The organism is Pseudomonas sp. PDM21 (assembly GCF_014852505.2).
Lineage (GTDB): Bacteria > Pseudomonadota > Gammaproteobacteria > Pseudomonadales > Pseudomonadaceae > Pseudomonas.
In genome coordinates this window covers 1,307,679-1,320,774 of sequence record NZ_CM181223.1, presented here as the reverse complement: position 1 = coordinate 1,320,774, position 13,096 = coordinate 1,307,679, and the positions used below count along the sequence as shown (strand labels likewise).

13 protein-coding genes are annotated in these 13,096 nt (G+C 64.0%); 7 read left to right on the top strand and 6 right to left on the bottom strand.

Features of this window, described 5'->3' with window-relative positions; genetic code table 11:
• Nucleotides 1-56: 56 nt before the first annotated feature.
• Both IB275_RS06310 and IB275_RS06305 read left to right on the top strand, forming a co-directional pair.
• A complete protein-coding gene (locus IB275_RS06310; protein ID WP_192289828.1) occupies nt 57-695 on the top strand; it encodes a ferric reductase-like transmembrane domain-containing protein in 639 nt (212 codons plus the stop codon).
• Between the two features lie 93 nt (nt 696-788).
• Nucleotides 789-1,304: an HvfX family Cu-binding RiPP maturation protein gene (locus IB275_RS06305; RefSeq protein ID WP_192289829.1), complete on the top strand. Its 516-nt coding sequence runs from the start codon at nt 789-791 to the stop codon at nt 1,302-1,304.
• Nucleotides 1,305-1,456: 152 nt separating this feature from the next.
• Here IB275_RS06305 and IB275_RS06300 read toward each other — a convergent pair whose 3' ends face one another.
• Nucleotides 1,457-2,389: a DMT family transporter gene (locus IB275_RS06300; protein WP_192289831.1), complete on the bottom strand. Its 933-nt coding sequence runs from the start codon at nt 2,387-2,389 to the stop codon at nt 1,457-1,459.
• A gap of 79 nt (nt 2,390-2,468) precedes the next feature.
• Between IB275_RS06300 and IB275_RS06295 the strand changes: the two genes are divergently transcribed.
• The gene (locus IB275_RS06295) at nt 2,469-3,911 is read left to right on the top strand and encodes an aminotransferase-like domain-containing protein (protein WP_192290633.1); all 1,443 of its coding nucleotides are present in this window, start codon (nt 2,469-2,471) and stop codon (nt 3,909-3,911) included.
• A gap of 227 nt (nt 3,912-4,138) precedes the next feature.
• On the opposite strand, the gene IB275_RS06290 is transcribed toward IB275_RS06295, so the two are convergent.
• From IB275_RS06290 to IB275_RS06270, 5 genes are all read right to left on the bottom strand, one after another.
• Nucleotides 4,139-4,561: an organic hydroperoxide resistance protein gene (locus IB275_RS06290; RefSeq protein WP_081517574.1), complete on the bottom strand. Its 423-nt coding sequence runs from the start codon at nt 4,559-4,561 to the stop codon at nt 4,139-4,141.
• A 12-nt stretch (nt 4,562-4,573) separates the two neighbouring features.
• Nucleotides 4,574-5,347, bottom strand: a complete 774-nt coding sequence (locus IB275_RS06285) for an HvfC family RiPP maturation protein (RefSeq protein ID WP_192289833.1) — start codon at nt 5,345-5,347, stop codon at nt 4,574-4,576.
• Nucleotides 5,340-6,185, bottom strand: coding sequence for an HvfB family MNIO-type RiPP peptide maturase (locus IB275_RS06280; RefSeq protein WP_192289835.1), 846 nt, complete (start codon nt 6,183-6,185; stop codon nt 5,340-5,342). The genes IB275_RS06285 and IB275_RS06280 overlap by 8 nt, the downstream gene beginning before the upstream one ends.
• A 59-nt stretch (nt 6,186-6,244) precedes the next feature.
• Nucleotides 6,245-6,769 (bottom strand): HvfA family oxazolone/thioamide-modified RiPP metallophore, encoded by a 525-nt coding sequence (locus IB275_RS06275; protein ID WP_192289837.1) that lies wholly within the window; start codon nt 6,767-6,769, stop codon nt 6,245-6,247.
• 401 nt (nt 6,770-7,170) lie between these two features.
• On the bottom strand, nt 7,171-7,548 hold the full coding sequence (locus IB275_RS06270; RefSeq protein ID WP_192289839.1) for a RidA family protein: 378 nt from the start codon (nt 7,546-7,548) through the stop codon (nt 7,171-7,173).
• A 449-nt stretch (nt 7,549-7,997) separates the two neighbouring features.
• Between IB275_RS06270 and IB275_RS06265 the strand changes: the two genes are divergently transcribed.
• The 4 genes from IB275_RS06265 (at nt 7,998) to IB275_RS06250 (ending at nt 13,080) form a co-directional block, all read left to right on the top strand.
• Nucleotides 7,998-9,326: an OprD family porin gene (locus IB275_RS06265; RefSeq protein ID WP_192289841.1), complete on the top strand. Its 1,329-nt coding sequence runs from the start codon at nt 7,998-8,000 to the stop codon at nt 9,324-9,326.
• A 368-nt stretch (nt 9,327-9,694) separates the two neighbouring features.
• Nucleotides 9,695-10,039, top strand: a complete 345-nt coding sequence (locus tag IB275_RS06260; RefSeq protein WP_081517568.1) for a hypothetical protein — start codon at nt 9,695-9,697, stop codon at nt 10,037-10,039.
• Nucleotides 10,040-10,221: 182 nt separating this feature from the next.
• A complete protein-coding gene (locus IB275_RS06255) occupies nt 10,222-11,892 on the top strand; it encodes a sensor domain-containing diguanylate cyclase (protein ID WP_192289843.1) in 1,671 nt (556 codons plus the stop codon).
• A gap of 384 nt (nt 11,893-12,276) precedes the next feature.
• Nucleotides 12,277-13,080, top strand: a complete 804-nt coding sequence (locus IB275_RS06250; protein ID WP_151189532.1) for a gamma-glutamyl-gamma-aminobutyrate hydrolase family protein — start codon at nt 12,277-12,279, stop codon at nt 13,078-13,080.
• Nucleotides 13,081-13,096: the final 16 nt, after the last annotated feature.

The window sequence follows — 13,096 nt, the reverse complement described above, 5'->3', positions numbered from 1 at the left end:
TGGCTCCACGAACAGCGGTGGCACCCCGCCCGCCGCGTTCCCCAAAGGAGCCCGCCATGAACCGTCCCGCCGAACCTGCCCGCCTGCATGGCTGGCGCCTGTTTTCCCTGCTTTCGCTGCTGGTGCTTATCGCCGCCGCGCTGGCCCTGTGGTCCCAGCCACAAGGGGTGGAGGCGCTGCGCAGCTCGATCCGAGTCACCGCCCGCACTTCCTTCGCGCTGTTCCTCGCCACCTTCCTCGCCTCGTCCCTGGCAGCGCTGGTGCCGAGCGATTTCACCCGTGGCCTGCTGCGCGAAAGACGCTTCCTCGGGCTGGCCTTCGCCTTCTCCCACGCCGTGCACGCGGTGCTGATCATCCTCTACGTGAAGTTCTTCCCCGAGACCTTCTGGAACGGCCGCAGCGTCGCCGCGAACATTCCCGGCTCGGTCGGCTACCTGTTCATCGCCCTGCTGGCCGTCACCTCCTTCCCCTACGCGGTGAAGCTGCTCGGCGTCCGCGTCTGGAAGGGCCTGCACAGCACCGGCACCTGGGTGATCGCCGGGGTGTTCTTCCTGTCCTTCTACAAGCGCCTGCCGATGGGCTCCTGGTACCCGCTGGGCTTCGGCCTGATCTTCAGCGCCATCGCCTTCAAGCTCATCGCCAAGCTGGCCGTCCGCCTGCGCCGTGGCGCCCGCCCGGCACTGCCGAGCGCCTGATCCCGACTTCTCCGCCACCGGGCGAAACCCTCGCCCGGCCGCCCAAGCCCTGCCCTAGACCGACTGCCCACAATAATGCCCACGAGGTGCGCCATGACCCTGCTGACCCTGAACCCGATCAAAGCTGCCTTCGACCAACTTGACCGCCTCGCCGCCTGGGGCTGGGACATCCCGCTGCGGCTGTTCCTGGCCTGGGAATTCTTCGAATCGGGCCTGGAGAAATGGCACGGCGACAACTGGTTCGAACAGATCCACGCCAGCTTCCCCTTCCCCTTCAACCACTTCTCCGCCGGCTTCGACTGGCAGGTGTCGATGTGGGCCGAGCTGATCGCGCCGGTGTTGCTGCTCCTGGGGCTGGCGACTCGCTTCGCCTCGGCCTCGCTGATCGTCGTGACCCTCGTCGCCATCGCCGCAGTGCACTGGCCGGCGCAGTGGTCGAGCCTGGCGGAACTGGCCCAGGGCTACTCGATTACCGATCATGGTTTTGGCAACTACAAGCTGCCGCTGATCTACCTGGTAGTGCTGGTGCCGCTGGTGCTGAAGGGGGCGGGAGCGCTGAGTGTGGATGGGCTGGTGCGGCGCTTCCTGGGTACTGCGCGGACAGTCTGATCGGCTAGCGACCCGCCGGCTCAACCAGCAACGCCCTCTCCATCCGGAGAGGGCGTTTTTGTTTGTCTGCGGGAAGTCGGTGCAGGGGATTGGGCGCGGACTTTGTCCGCTGTTCGCGGGCATGGCCCGCTCCTACAAGGTGCGCGTCGCGCTCACTTCCGGCCGGTTCCGGGAAGCTTGGTGATGGCAAAACCTGTCAGCAACAGCAGCGAGTATGCCGCCAGTTCTCGCGAGACCACCTGGCCTTCGTACCAGGCGCCGAGAAGCACCGCGAACACCGGAAAGATGATGAAGACGAAGGACAGGATGACCGGGCTAAGCCGCTTGAGCAGGACGAAATAGGCAATAAAACCACCTACCGATGCGCCTACCCCCAGATAGACCAGCGCCCACCAGGATCGCGTCGTGATGCTCGCAAACGACGGCGCTTCGACCATCTGACCGAGGGTGAACAGCAGCAGGCCGGCAATACCGATGGGCAGCGTGTTGTATGTGATGACGCTGATGTCGGCGCCCTTCTTCTTGGTCACCACGTAGCAAAGCGCATGCAATACAGCGGCTCCCAGGATGGCGACCACCCCCGCGAATCCGCCATGGTCCATGCCGATGCCCTGAACCCGCAGGATCATGAACAGGCTTCCGAAGCCAATCGCGATGCCCAGGACCTGGGCGAAACGGACGCGTTCGTGCAACACCAGGGCGGAGAACGCCAAGATGAACACCGGCATGCAACTGAACAACAGCGCGGTGAGCCCGGAGGAAACCTGGGTCTCGCCAAAGTTGAGCAGGTAGTACGGCACGCCGAAATAGCAGAGCGTGACAAACACGAAGAACCCACGCGCCTTTCGTGGGAAGAAGATCGGATCACGGCGCACCAGGGCGAACACAAGGAACAACGGGAACGCGATGAGAAAGCGCAGCCCGGATGCCGTCAACGGCGGCACGCTCTCGATGGCGATCCGGATGCCCAGCCAAGTCGTTCCCCAGCTCAGGCAGACACATAGAAAGAGCAGGCTGGTGATGAACCCGCGCAGCCACCCCCTCGCCGATTTTGCCGTGGCTTGCGCCGCTGATGACGTCGTCATGATGCTGCCCCTCAGTCGCTCGATGGTTGGTGCTACGCTGGCAAATGACACCTTTTATTCGAGGCTATTGAGAGGAAAAATGGCTGTCAAAGAGAGTATTGACACCGTATCAATGCTGAAGAATGCGCTGAGCGTTCCTCCTGGGGCGAAGTACAAGCGCCTCGCCAAAGCCCTTGAGGCCGGCATTCTCAGCGGCGACATCGGTGCTGGCACCAAGCTGCTACCGCAGCGGATTCTGGCCGACCGACTGGGCGTGACGGTTGGCACTATCAGCCGCGCCTATGCGGAGCTAGAACGCATGGGACTGGTCACGGCCCGCGTGGGCGACGGTACTTTCGTTCGCCAGAGTGGGCAGGAGACTCTCCGCAGCCAGGGATTCCGCAATTTCGTGGATGAAATCCCCGAGTGGTATGACATGAGCCGAAACATGCACATACCAGGGCCAGAGATTTACTTTCTCGAGGAAAGCTTGAGGAATCTTTCCGGTGATACACGGAAGCTTCATGAGCTGATGCTGTACATGCCTGAGGCCGGCGCTCCTCGTTTCCGACAGGCAGGTGCAGAGTGGCTATCCACCGACACCTTTCAGGCCCACCCGGAGCAAACGCTCTGCGTGAACGGTGGCCAGCATGGGCTGATCTGCACGCTGATGGCATTGCTTCGAGCCGGCGACACGGTCGTCACCGAGCAGCTCACTTATCCGGGATTGATCTCCGCATCCCGCCTGCTGGGCATCCGCTTACTGGGGGCAGCCATGGACGAGGAGGGCCTGCTCCCGGAGTCGCTGAACGAGCTCTGCCAACAGCATCGAGTGACCGCTCTGTATTGCACGCCGACTCTGCAGAATCCCACCACAGCGACTCTGTCACCGCCCCGCCGGGAAGCCATTGCGCGCATCTGTCGTCAACACAATGTGCTGATCATCGAAGACGAAACCCACGCGGTGCTGGTCGGAGGCCGAGCACTCCCGCTGAGCCATTACGCGCCCGAGCGCAGCATCCTGATCGGCGGGCTCAGCAAAGCGGTTTCCGCCGGCCTTCGTGTCGGCTACCTGCATGCGCCAGCCGCCCTGGTCAGCCGGATCGCCTCGGCCATCCGCGCCTCATGCTGGATGGCAACACCCCTGGCCTTCGAATTGGCGACACAGTGGATCGAAAACGGTACGGCCAGGGAGCTGCGACAACAGCAAGTCATCGAGATCAGACGTCGCAAGGAGCTGGTAGAAGGAATGCTCGCCAGGCTGAACTACCGGACGCATCCTCAGTGCCCACACTTCTGGATCGAAGTCCCCGAGCCCTGGCGAGCATCGGATATCGAGCGCGATCTGAGGCTGAAGAATCTGCTGATTGCCACGGCAGAGGCGTTCGCCGTTGGACGTGCTGCAGTCCCGCAATTTGTGCGAGCGAGCATCAGCAACACAACGCAGGATGACCGACTGCTCCAATCCGCCTTCGCGACGTTGGCCGATGCACTACAAGCGGACGGGCCCGAGAGCGAACCTGGCATCGCAGCCCAACTGTAGGAGCGCCCCATGGGCGGATCGCGGGCATGGCACCTGCCTGAAATATCGCGCCGGGGCATACCCTCTCCCCCGCCCTGGCTGCACGCCCCGCTCCGAAGGGAGAGGGTTAGGGAGCCAAGGCACGATCTATCAGAAGAAGACAGTTGCTCCTACAGGGGACGCCGAGCGAGCGAAAAAGCCCGCACACCGATGACGGTGCGCGGGCTGCCCTGTGGACAAGGGATCGATCAGGGAATGACGAACCCCACCTCGATATTGCCGCGCGAAGCCTTGGAGTACGGGCAGATCTGATGCGCCTCGTCGACCAGCTTCGCCTTGTCCTCGGCCTCCAGCCCCGGCAGGTGCACGGTGAGCTGGGCGGCCAGGGCGAAGCCGCCGTCGGCGGTGTTGCCCAGGGAGACTTCGGCGTCCACCGCCACATCGGCCGGCAGGCGCACGTTCAGCTTCTGCCCGGCGCGGCGCAGGGCGCCGATGAAGCAGGCGGACCAGCCGATGGCGAACAGTTGCTCGGGATTGGTGCCGGGGCGGCCGGAGCCGGGTGGGCTCAGGGGCAGGTCCAGCTCACCGTCGGTGGTCTGGCCGCGGCCGTCGCGGCCGCCGGTGGTGTGAGTGTGGGCGGTGTAGATCACGGTTGCCAGGGTGTCGGTCATGACGCTTCTCCTTCAGGGGCGATGCAATGGGGGACGACGTGGAGTGGTGCAGTTCGGGCGGGTGCCGAGCACCACGCCCTGTGCTTTCAGGCTGCGCAGCAGGGCAATGCCCTGCCCTTCGATGGCGGCCGGTTCGACGCCGGCGATTTCAGCCAGCGCCTTGAGGTGTTGGCGACCGGTGAGCTGCCACTGTTGCAGCGACACCAGCAGAGCATGGGCCAACGGGGCCAACCGCGAGAAGTACACCTTCAGGTCGGTATCCCGGCGCACCAGCAGCAGTGTCGGTTCGGCCGGGGCGTCCAGAGGAATGTGTTGCGGACCGATGTGGCTGACCGGCCAGGCATAAGCCAGAGGCGCGGCGAGCGCTGACAGCAGCGGCACACCCTCGAGCAAATCACCGTCCGGGTCATGGGCCGGCTCGGTGTTGTCGCTGAGTAACAGCGCGGTCTCGATGAATTCGTAGTGCGCCAGTTCGGCGACCCAGCCGGGCTGCTCGCTGCAGCCCTCCAGGTAGTCGACGAACTCGCCGGCCACCTCGGTGAACAGCGGCGTCTGGCAGTGGAAGCTGGCGTAGAAATCCTCCGTCAGCCCCTGCCACTGTTCACTTGGCAGGCTGGCGTGCAGCACCGGGAAGTTGCCGGCGAGCAGCGCTTGCAGGTTGCCGAAGAACAGTTGCCGGTACACCGCCAGGCGCCGCGCCTCGATGCCGGGCGGCGGTTCGTTGGCCTGCGGGTCACGGATGTAGCGGGTCATGCGCAACTGCTGCTCGCGCAAGGTCTCAGCCATGACGCACCTCCGGTTGGCGCGCGGATGTTTGCAGGTGGCGGATGGTGGCTACTTCGCCGAGCAGCTCGGCCAGCGGCGGCAGGTTGAAGTCGCGCTCCAGCAGGGTCGGGACGCTGCCCAGGTGCTGGTAGGCGCTGGCCAGCAGGCTCCAGACGTCGTCCTTCACGGCGGCGCCGTGGGTGTCGATCTTCAGGTCCGGCGCTTCGTCGTAATGGCCGGCGACGTGCAGGCAGGCGACGCGCTCGGCCGGCACGCGGGCCAGGAAGCCGGCGGCGTCGTAGCCGTGGTTGTGGGCGTTGACGTAGAGGTTGTTGACGTCCAGCAGCAGGTCGCAGTCAGCCTCGCCGAGCACCGCGAGGAGGAAGTCGATCTCGCTCAGCGCCTGGTAGGGCGCGGCGTAGTAGGAGATGTTTTCCACGGCGATGCGGCGACCGAGGATGTCCTGCACTTCACGGATGCGGCTGGCGATGTGGCGCACGGCCTCGTCGGTGAAGGGCATGGGAATCAGGTCGTAGAGGTGGCCTTCGTCGGAGCAGTAGCTCAGGTGTTCGCTGAACAGCGGTACCTGGTGCTGATCGAGGAATTCTCGGACGCGGCCGAGGAATAGATGGTCCAGCGGTTCCGGGCCGCCCAGGGACAGCGACAGGCCATGGCAGGACAGCGGGAAGCGTTCGGCCAGACGGGCCAGCCCTTCGCCGTAGGTCCCCCCGACGCCGATCCAGTTGTCCGGGGCGACTTCGAGGAAGTCCACGGCGCGCTCGTCCAGGGTCAGCAGATCAGGCAGCATCGCGCGGCGCAGGCCGAGGCCGGCTCCCTGCAGGGGTACGGAAGGGGTCATGGCAGTCTCCTTGGCGAAGTGCCCTCCCCGGCCATCGGCTCGGGGAGGGGCAGCGTCTGTCAGTTCTTGGCCTGGCTCAGCTTGCTGTAGAGGTCGGACGGGAAAGGCTTGCCGTTGGAGTCGAACTGATTCTTGCGGAACTGGTAGACCTCGGCCTCGGAAAGGTAGCCGTCGTGGTTGGCGTCGATGGCGTCGAACTCCGCGCCCGCCTTGGGCGCCACGGCCAGCAGTTCGGCGCGGGAGACGCGACCGTCGTGGTCGGCATCGGTGCGGGCAAAGGAGGCGTCGCCGCACTTGCCTTCACCGCACTTGCCCTCGGCGCCGGTGGCCTTGGCCTGGGCGCCGTCGGCACCGCATTTGCCTTCGCCGCACTTGCCTTCGCCCTGGCTCGCTTTGGCTTTGGCCTTGGCCTCGTTGGCGCCGCACTTGCCCTCGCCACACTTGCCCTCGCCGGCCTTGGCGGCGGAAGCCAGCTGGTAACCCTGCGGCAGGGCTTCGACGGCGAAAGCGGAGGACGCCATGTTCAAGCCGCCAGCCAGCGCGATAGCGATCAGGCCCAGTTGAGTCTTCGAGGTACGAGTCATGCTGCTTCTCCAGATGCTGTGGCGCTTGCTGCGCCGGGTCATGCCGCAAGGGCGATTCCCTGGAACGAGGCACTGGAGGTTTCCCAGCCGTTGCGCCCTGTCGTTCGGGTAGGGCTATTTCGCCGCAGTGATGTATCGCGGACGTATCGGCGTCTGGAGGCTTTTGTATGCGTGTGTCCGCTCAGGGAACGGCAGATACAAAGGAATACATTCGGGAGGGTTTGGAGCGGGGGCTATTCGCGAGCAAGAACCAGGCGTCCCCCTCGCTCCTACGCAGAGCAGCTTGGCCTGGACCGGTAAGAGCGGGCTTGCTCGCGAACCAGAGGCGCGCTCAGGTCAATGAGGAGCCGTACATAAAAGAAAGGGCCGCAAAGCGGCCCGATCCGGCAAAGGCGGGAAGATCAGCCCGCGCGCTTGGCCGCGATGGCGGTGACTTCCACCTTCATGCCCTCGACGGCCAGCTCGGAGATACCGACGGCGGCGCGCACCGGGTAGGGCTTGGTGAAGAAGCTGCAGTACACCTCGTTGAACGCGGCGCGGTCGGCCATGCTGGTGAGGTAGATGGTCAGGTGCAGTACGTGGTCCAGGCCGCTACCGGCCTTTTCCAGGGCCAGTTGCAGGCTGCGCAGGGTCGCCACGCTCTGGGCCTTGATGTCGCCCAATTCCAGGCTGCCGTCCTCGAGGGTGGGGATCTGCGTGGAAACCAGCAGGCCGCCGAAGCCGGCGACGTCGGAGGAGATGGATTCGGGATCCGCGTCGGGGATGAAGGTAGGCGTCATGGGACAAATCTCTGCTGTCGGTGAATGGGGCACGTCGCCGCACGGGGTGCGGCGGTCGGGTCGCGCAGCTTAGCCGCATCCTCCGGTCACGCGCCATGTCACCGTGCCCGCAGCCCCGGAAACAGTGACGCTGCATATATACACGGAACTTCCGAATGAGTTATGGCAACGCGACCAAAGTCCTGATTATTACAATTTGAGACATAGACCTTTTCATAATCCGTTATTTAAACGGCGAACTCTTTCGGCATTATGACGTCGGCTCTCCCACGCTTGGAGCAATTCGTGGGGGAATACAAAGCCAGTTAACTGCAACAATGCCAACGCAACTTCCTGCGATTTTCCGCCGTGGTCAATCCACGTTCGGATTCATTGTGCCTGCCTATAAAAACGTCCGGCTCTCACGCACTTCATCGAGCCGGTCCTCCAAGACTCTAGGGGCAATATCCATGAAGCACCTCAAACGCAGCGCCATCGTGCTCGCTGTTTCCGCCGCCGCCAGCCAGTTCGCCAGCGCCGAACCCTTCGTCACCGATCAGGCCGATGCCAAGGGCTTCGTCGAGGACGCCAAGTTCGACGTCCTGCTGCGCAACTACTACTACGACCACGACGGCAAGAACGGTCGCGGCGACAACCGTGACTGGACCCAGGGCTTCCTGGCGAACTTCTCCTCGGGCTACACCCAGGGCACCGTCGGTTTCGGCGTGGACGCCTTCGGCTACCTGGGCATCAAGCTCGACGCCGGCCGTGGCCGCGCGGGCACCGGCAACCTGCCGGTCGGCAACGACGGCAAGCCGGATGACGACTACGGCAAGGCCGGTGGCGCGCTGAAAGTGCGCATCTCCAAGACCGAGCTGAAATTCGGCGACATGCAGCCGACCGCTCCGGTGTTCGCCGCCGGCGGCACCCGCCTGATCCCGCAGACCGCGTCGGGCTTCAACCTGTTCAGCAGCGAAATCGAAGGCCTGGACCTGGAAGCCGGTCACTTCACCTCCGGCACCAGCCCGGTCACCACCGCCCGCGACGGCGGCCTGTGGGCGGCCTATGCCGGCGTGGAAACCAGCGACGTCGACTTCCTCGGCGGCAAGTACGCGATCAACGACAACCTGAGCGTTTCGCTGTACGGCTCCGAGTTCAAGGACATCTGGCGCCAGTACTATGGCAACGTGAACTGGGTGCTGCCGGTCGCCGATGACCAGTCGCTGGCGTTCGACTTCAACATCTACCGCACCAACGACGAAGGCCAGGCCAAGGCCGGCGAGATCAGCAACACCACCTGGTCGCTGGCAGCCGCCTACTCCTTCCTGCAGGCGCACACCGTCACCCTGGCCTACCAGAAAGTCCACGGCGACACCCCGTTCGACTACGTCGGCTTCGGCGACGACGGCGACGGTGCCACCGGTGACTCGGTGTTCCTCGCCAACTCCGTGCAGTACTCCGACTTCAACGGTCCGGGCGAGCGCTCCTGGCAGGTGCGCTACGACCTGGCGATGGACACTTACGGCGTACCGGGCCTGAGCTTCATGGCCCGCTACATCAACGGTACCGGCATCGACGGCAGCCACGCCGACGCCGATGGCAGCTACGCCGGCATGTACGGCGAGGACGGCAGTCACCACGAGACCGACCTGGAAGCCAAGTACGTGGTCCAGGAAGGCCCGGCGAAGGACCTGTCCTTCCGCGTGCGTCAGGCCTTCCACCGCGCCAACGCCGACCAGGGTGAAGCCGACAACAACGAACTGCGCCTGATCGTCGAATACCCGCTGTCGATCCTGTAATTCAGCACGAACATTCGCTGAATTATTGAGCGGGGCAACTTTCGGATTCGTCTGAAAGTTTGCCCCGTGTCCAGGCGAGATTATTACGCCCGTGCAGAAAGTCTCTTCCCGGAATAACGGTTTATCCCGCCGCTGCAACTTTCTAGAATTACCCCATCTTCCCGCTTCCGCACTTTCCCTGCGGAAGACAACTCCTGACGTTGATATTGTGATTGCTCCTTCGACGTCCTTCGAGCCGCTCCATTGGAGCGGCTTTTTTTATGTCCCGAACGCTGTCTTGAACAAAAAGTGAGCGAACCTGCCAGCGAAACGGTCCAACTCTGCGACGACGCGTTGTATCCCTACGCGAACCACGGAGGCACCTCACCATGAGCGCAATGACCCTCGAAGGCTGGTGCAAGACCACCGCCGAGCAGAAGCCCACGCCGCTGGAAGACATCCGCTTCTACCTGACCGATGAGGACCGCCTGCACCTGGAGCAGGCCGAGGTGTACCTGCAGGAGAACGGCCAGAAGGAAATGATGGTGGACGCCGACCTGCGTACCCTCGACCTGCACATGCCCGAAGCGGTCGGCCCGCTGGCGGACTGCATGTTCCGCGTGTACCTGGGCGGCGCCGAGCACCGCGGGCAGTTCCACCTGGTCGGCCACAGCGCCCGCGACGGCAGCCTGATCTACACCAACGCCGTGCTGATCGACCAGCTCATCAACTGACGCCCTCCTCGCCCGTCGCACACCCGGCGGGCGAGGTGCGCTCGTCGCCTATGTCGCAGGTGGAGATTGTGGCCGCTGAGCGGCCGTGATTTCATAAAGCCACCTGCGTCCGTCTGCCGCATGTCCGGCGCGGAGCACAATTCAGAATCACGCCCATCCTCCGTTGAAGAAGCTGCTATCGGATGCGAACTTCCAGTAAAGCTGGGGTACAGGAGTACGGGCGATACGACGGCCTGCTGCGTCTCGCCCGCCATGCGGGTGGCGATTGCGCCGTTCTGCTCATCGACATGCGCGGCCAATTGCTCGGCCAGCTCGGCATCGACGGTGCCGGCGCCCTCTCCCTGGCCACCCTGCTGTCCCTCAATGCCGCCACCAGCCCGCTGAGCCACCAGGGCCAGCTCCTGAACCTGCTGACCAGCCAGACGCTGCGCGACCAGGAAGGCTTCCCCCAGGCGCGCCTGCTGCTGCTGGGCAATGGCGACCAGTCGCTCAGCCAGCAACAGCAGACGCTGCTGGACGATGTACTGGAGCTGGGCGAGGCCCTGCTCGACCGCGCCCGCATGCCACAGAAGGAAAGCGAGCGGCGCATGGCCCTGGCGGTGGACGGCAGCGGAACCGGCATCTGGGATCGCCACGTGCCCACCGGCGAGATCCACTATTCCAGCGCCTGGAAGTCCCTGCTGGGCTACGCCGAGGACGAGATCGGCAGCCGCATCGAGGACGCCTACACGCGCCTGCACCCGGACGACCTCGAGTACGTGCAGAACACCATGCGCGATCATTTCGAGGGCCGCACCGAGGCCTACGAGGTGGAGCATCGCCTGCGCCACAAGGACGGCCACTACCTCTGGGTCTGCAGCCGCGGCAAGGTGGTCGAGCGCGATGCCGCCGGCAACGCGCTGCGCATGCTCGGCACCACCACCGACATCACTGCCCTGCGGGGCATGGCCGAGCAACTGCGCGAAAGCGTGGAGCTGCTCACCGACCTGACCAATGAAATACCCGGCATGGTCTTCCAGTTCCGTCGCCTGCCCGATGGCACCGGCACCTTCCCCTATGTCAGTGCCGGGGTGATGGACATCTATGGCATTGCGGCCGAACAGATGCAGCACAACTCGGTGTTCCTGCGCGACCTGATCCACCCCGAGGACCTGCCGGCCTGCCTCGCCTCGCTGGAAGCCTCCGCCGCCCTCCTGCAACCCTGGCGGCACGAATACCGTGTGCAGATCGCCGGACGCGGCACGCTCTGGCGCCAGGGCAACGCGCACCCCAAGCGCGTGGCCGACGGCACCCTGATCTGGCACGGTTTCATCACCGACATCACCGAACGCAAACGTATCGAAGCCGAGCTACAGGTGCTGGCTACCACCGACTTCCTCACGCAACTGCCCAACCGTGGCCACTTCATGCGCCTGATCGAGGCGGAGCTTGGCCGCGTGCAACGCTCGACGACGCACCACGCGGCGATCCTGATGTGCGATATCGACCACTTCAAGGCGATCAACGACCGCTGGGGCCACGCCGTCGGCGATGAGGTCCTGCGTCACTTCGCCAGCATCCTCGGACGCGACATCCGCCGCGTCGACTTTGCCGGGCGCATGGGTGGCGAGGAGTTCGCCGTGGTGCTGGGGGATGCCGACGTTGCCGCCGCCCAGGTCTTCGCCCAACGCCTGCAGCAGCAATTGCTGGAGCAGCCGCTGATGCAGGGCGGGCAGCGCATCCCGCTGAGCATCAGCATCGGCATCGCTGCGCTGGAAGCCAGCGACGCGTCTGCCGAGGCCGGGCTTTCCCGCAGTGACAGCGCGCTCTACCGGGCCAAGCAGAACGGCCGCAACCGCATCGAGTGCCACTGAGGGCAAACCCGCGAGGCAGAGCGTGCCGCCTGCGCGGGCGTTGCCGATCCTGAACGGATGCCGTGAAAAAGCGTGCAGAATTTTTCACCATTATGACCAGGCGTTTTAAATAATGGACTTTTCAGCACGTCGGGACATTTAAATAAATCCTTTAAAAACAATCAGATAGAAGAATTGTAAGACAGGATTTCGGCCATTATTTTTGACGGCCCGCGTCGAATTCGTTTGACATATTTAACGGCTCTGGCAGGCTGGTAGGCAGGTTTCGACCGGGAAACTTCGCCTTCTGTGCGCTCCCGGCAGTGCTCGGGGCCTCAGGTAGCGCGCCTTTCCGCTGCGCGCCTGCACAAAAACGATGGGCTGCAGCCCGTCCAAAGGTGACATATGTCCAACAGCAACATTGGCAACAAGAAACAGACTCTCCGTAAACCCGTCGTCCTGATGTCCATGGGCAGCCAAGAGCGCAAAGGCCACGACTATCAGGTAATGACCCACAAATACATCGTGCCCCTGGTCGAACAGTCCGATTGCGTGCCGGTACTGGTACCGACCTGCTGCGGCATCGAAGACCTCGAGCAATACCTGGACATGGCCGACGGCGTGTACCTGACCGGCGCCGGCAGCAACATCGATCCGACCCTGTATGGCCAGGAGAATGAAACTCCCGGTAAGGGCCAGGACAAGGACCGCGACAACTTCGACATTCCGCTGATCAAGGCCGCCATCGCGCGTGGCCTGCCGATCTTCGGCATCTGCCGCGGCATGCAGGAAATCAACGTGGCCCTGGGCGGCGATATCTACCAGAAGGTCTATGCCGAACCCGGCTTCAACGACCATCGCGAGAATCCCGAAGACCCGGTCGACGTGCAGTACAGCCCGGCCCACGGCGTTCGCCCGATCCAGGGCAGCTGGCTGCAGCAGCTGCTGGGTGACGAGATCCGCGTCAACTCGCTGCATGGCCAGGGCCTGAAGAACCTGGGCAAGGGCATCGAAGCCATCGCCCACGCCGAAGACGGCCTGGTCGAGGCGATCCACGCCCCGACGCTTTCCTCCTTCCTCTTCGCGGTGCAGTGGCATCCGGAATGGCAGGCGGCGAAGAACCCCGACTCGGTGAAGATCTTCCAGGCGTTCGGCGATGCTTGCCGCGCGCAGGTGAAGAAGAAGCAGGCTCGCGCACTCGCTGCCTGATTCGCTTCCCGCGTCA

Bases quoted from the DNA above. Each gene is read 5' to 3' on its own strand.
- IB275_RS06275 (WP_192289837.1), bottom strand. From the start codon at position 6,769: ATGACTCGTACCTCGAAGACTCAACTGGGCCTGATCGCTATCGCGCTG.
- IB275_RS06300 (WP_192289831.1), bottom strand. From the start codon at position 2,389: ATGACGACGTCATCAGCGGCGCAAGCCACGGCAAAATCGGCGAGGGGG.
- IB275_RS06270 (WP_192289839.1), bottom strand. From the start codon at position 7,548: ATGACGCCTACCTTCATCCCCGACGCGGATCCCGAATCCATCTCCTCC.
- IB275_RS06250 (WP_151189532.1), top strand. From the start codon at position 12,277: ATGTCCAACAGCAACATTGGCAACAAGAAACAGACTCTCCGTAAACCC.
- IB275_RS06310 (WP_192289828.1), top strand. From the start codon at position 57: ATGAACCGTCCCGCCGAACCTGCCCGCCTGCATGGCTGGCGCCTGTTT.
- IB275_RS06290 (WP_081517574.1), bottom strand. From the start codon at position 4,561: ATGACCGACACCCTGGCAACCGTGATCTACACCGCCCACACTCACACC.
- IB275_RS06255 (WP_192289843.1), top strand. From the start codon at position 10,222: ATGCGAACTTCCAGTAAAGCTGGGGTACAGGAGTACGGGCGATACGAC.
- IB275_RS06305 (WP_192289829.1), top strand. From the start codon at position 789: ATGACCCTGCTGACCCTGAACCCGATCAAAGCTGCCTTCGACCAACTT.
- IB275_RS06285 (WP_192289833.1), bottom strand. From the start codon at position 5,347: ATGGCTGAGACCTTGCGCGAGCAGCAGTTGCGCATGACCCGCTACATC.
- IB275_RS06265 (WP_192289841.1), top strand. From the start codon at position 7,998: ATGAAGCACCTCAAACGCAGCGCCATCGTGCTCGCTGTTTCCGCCGCC.
- IB275_RS06280 (WP_192289835.1), bottom strand. From the start codon at position 6,185: ATGACCCCTTCCGTACCCCTGCAGGGAGCCGGCCTCGGCCTGCGCCGC.
- IB275_RS06260 (WP_081517568.1), top strand. From the start codon at position 9,695: ATGAGCGCAATGACCCTCGAAGGCTGGTGCAAGACCACCGCCGAGCAG.
- IB275_RS06295 (WP_192290633.1), top strand. From the start codon at position 2,469: ATGGCTGTCAAAGAGAGTATTGACACCGTATCAATGCTGAAGAATGCG.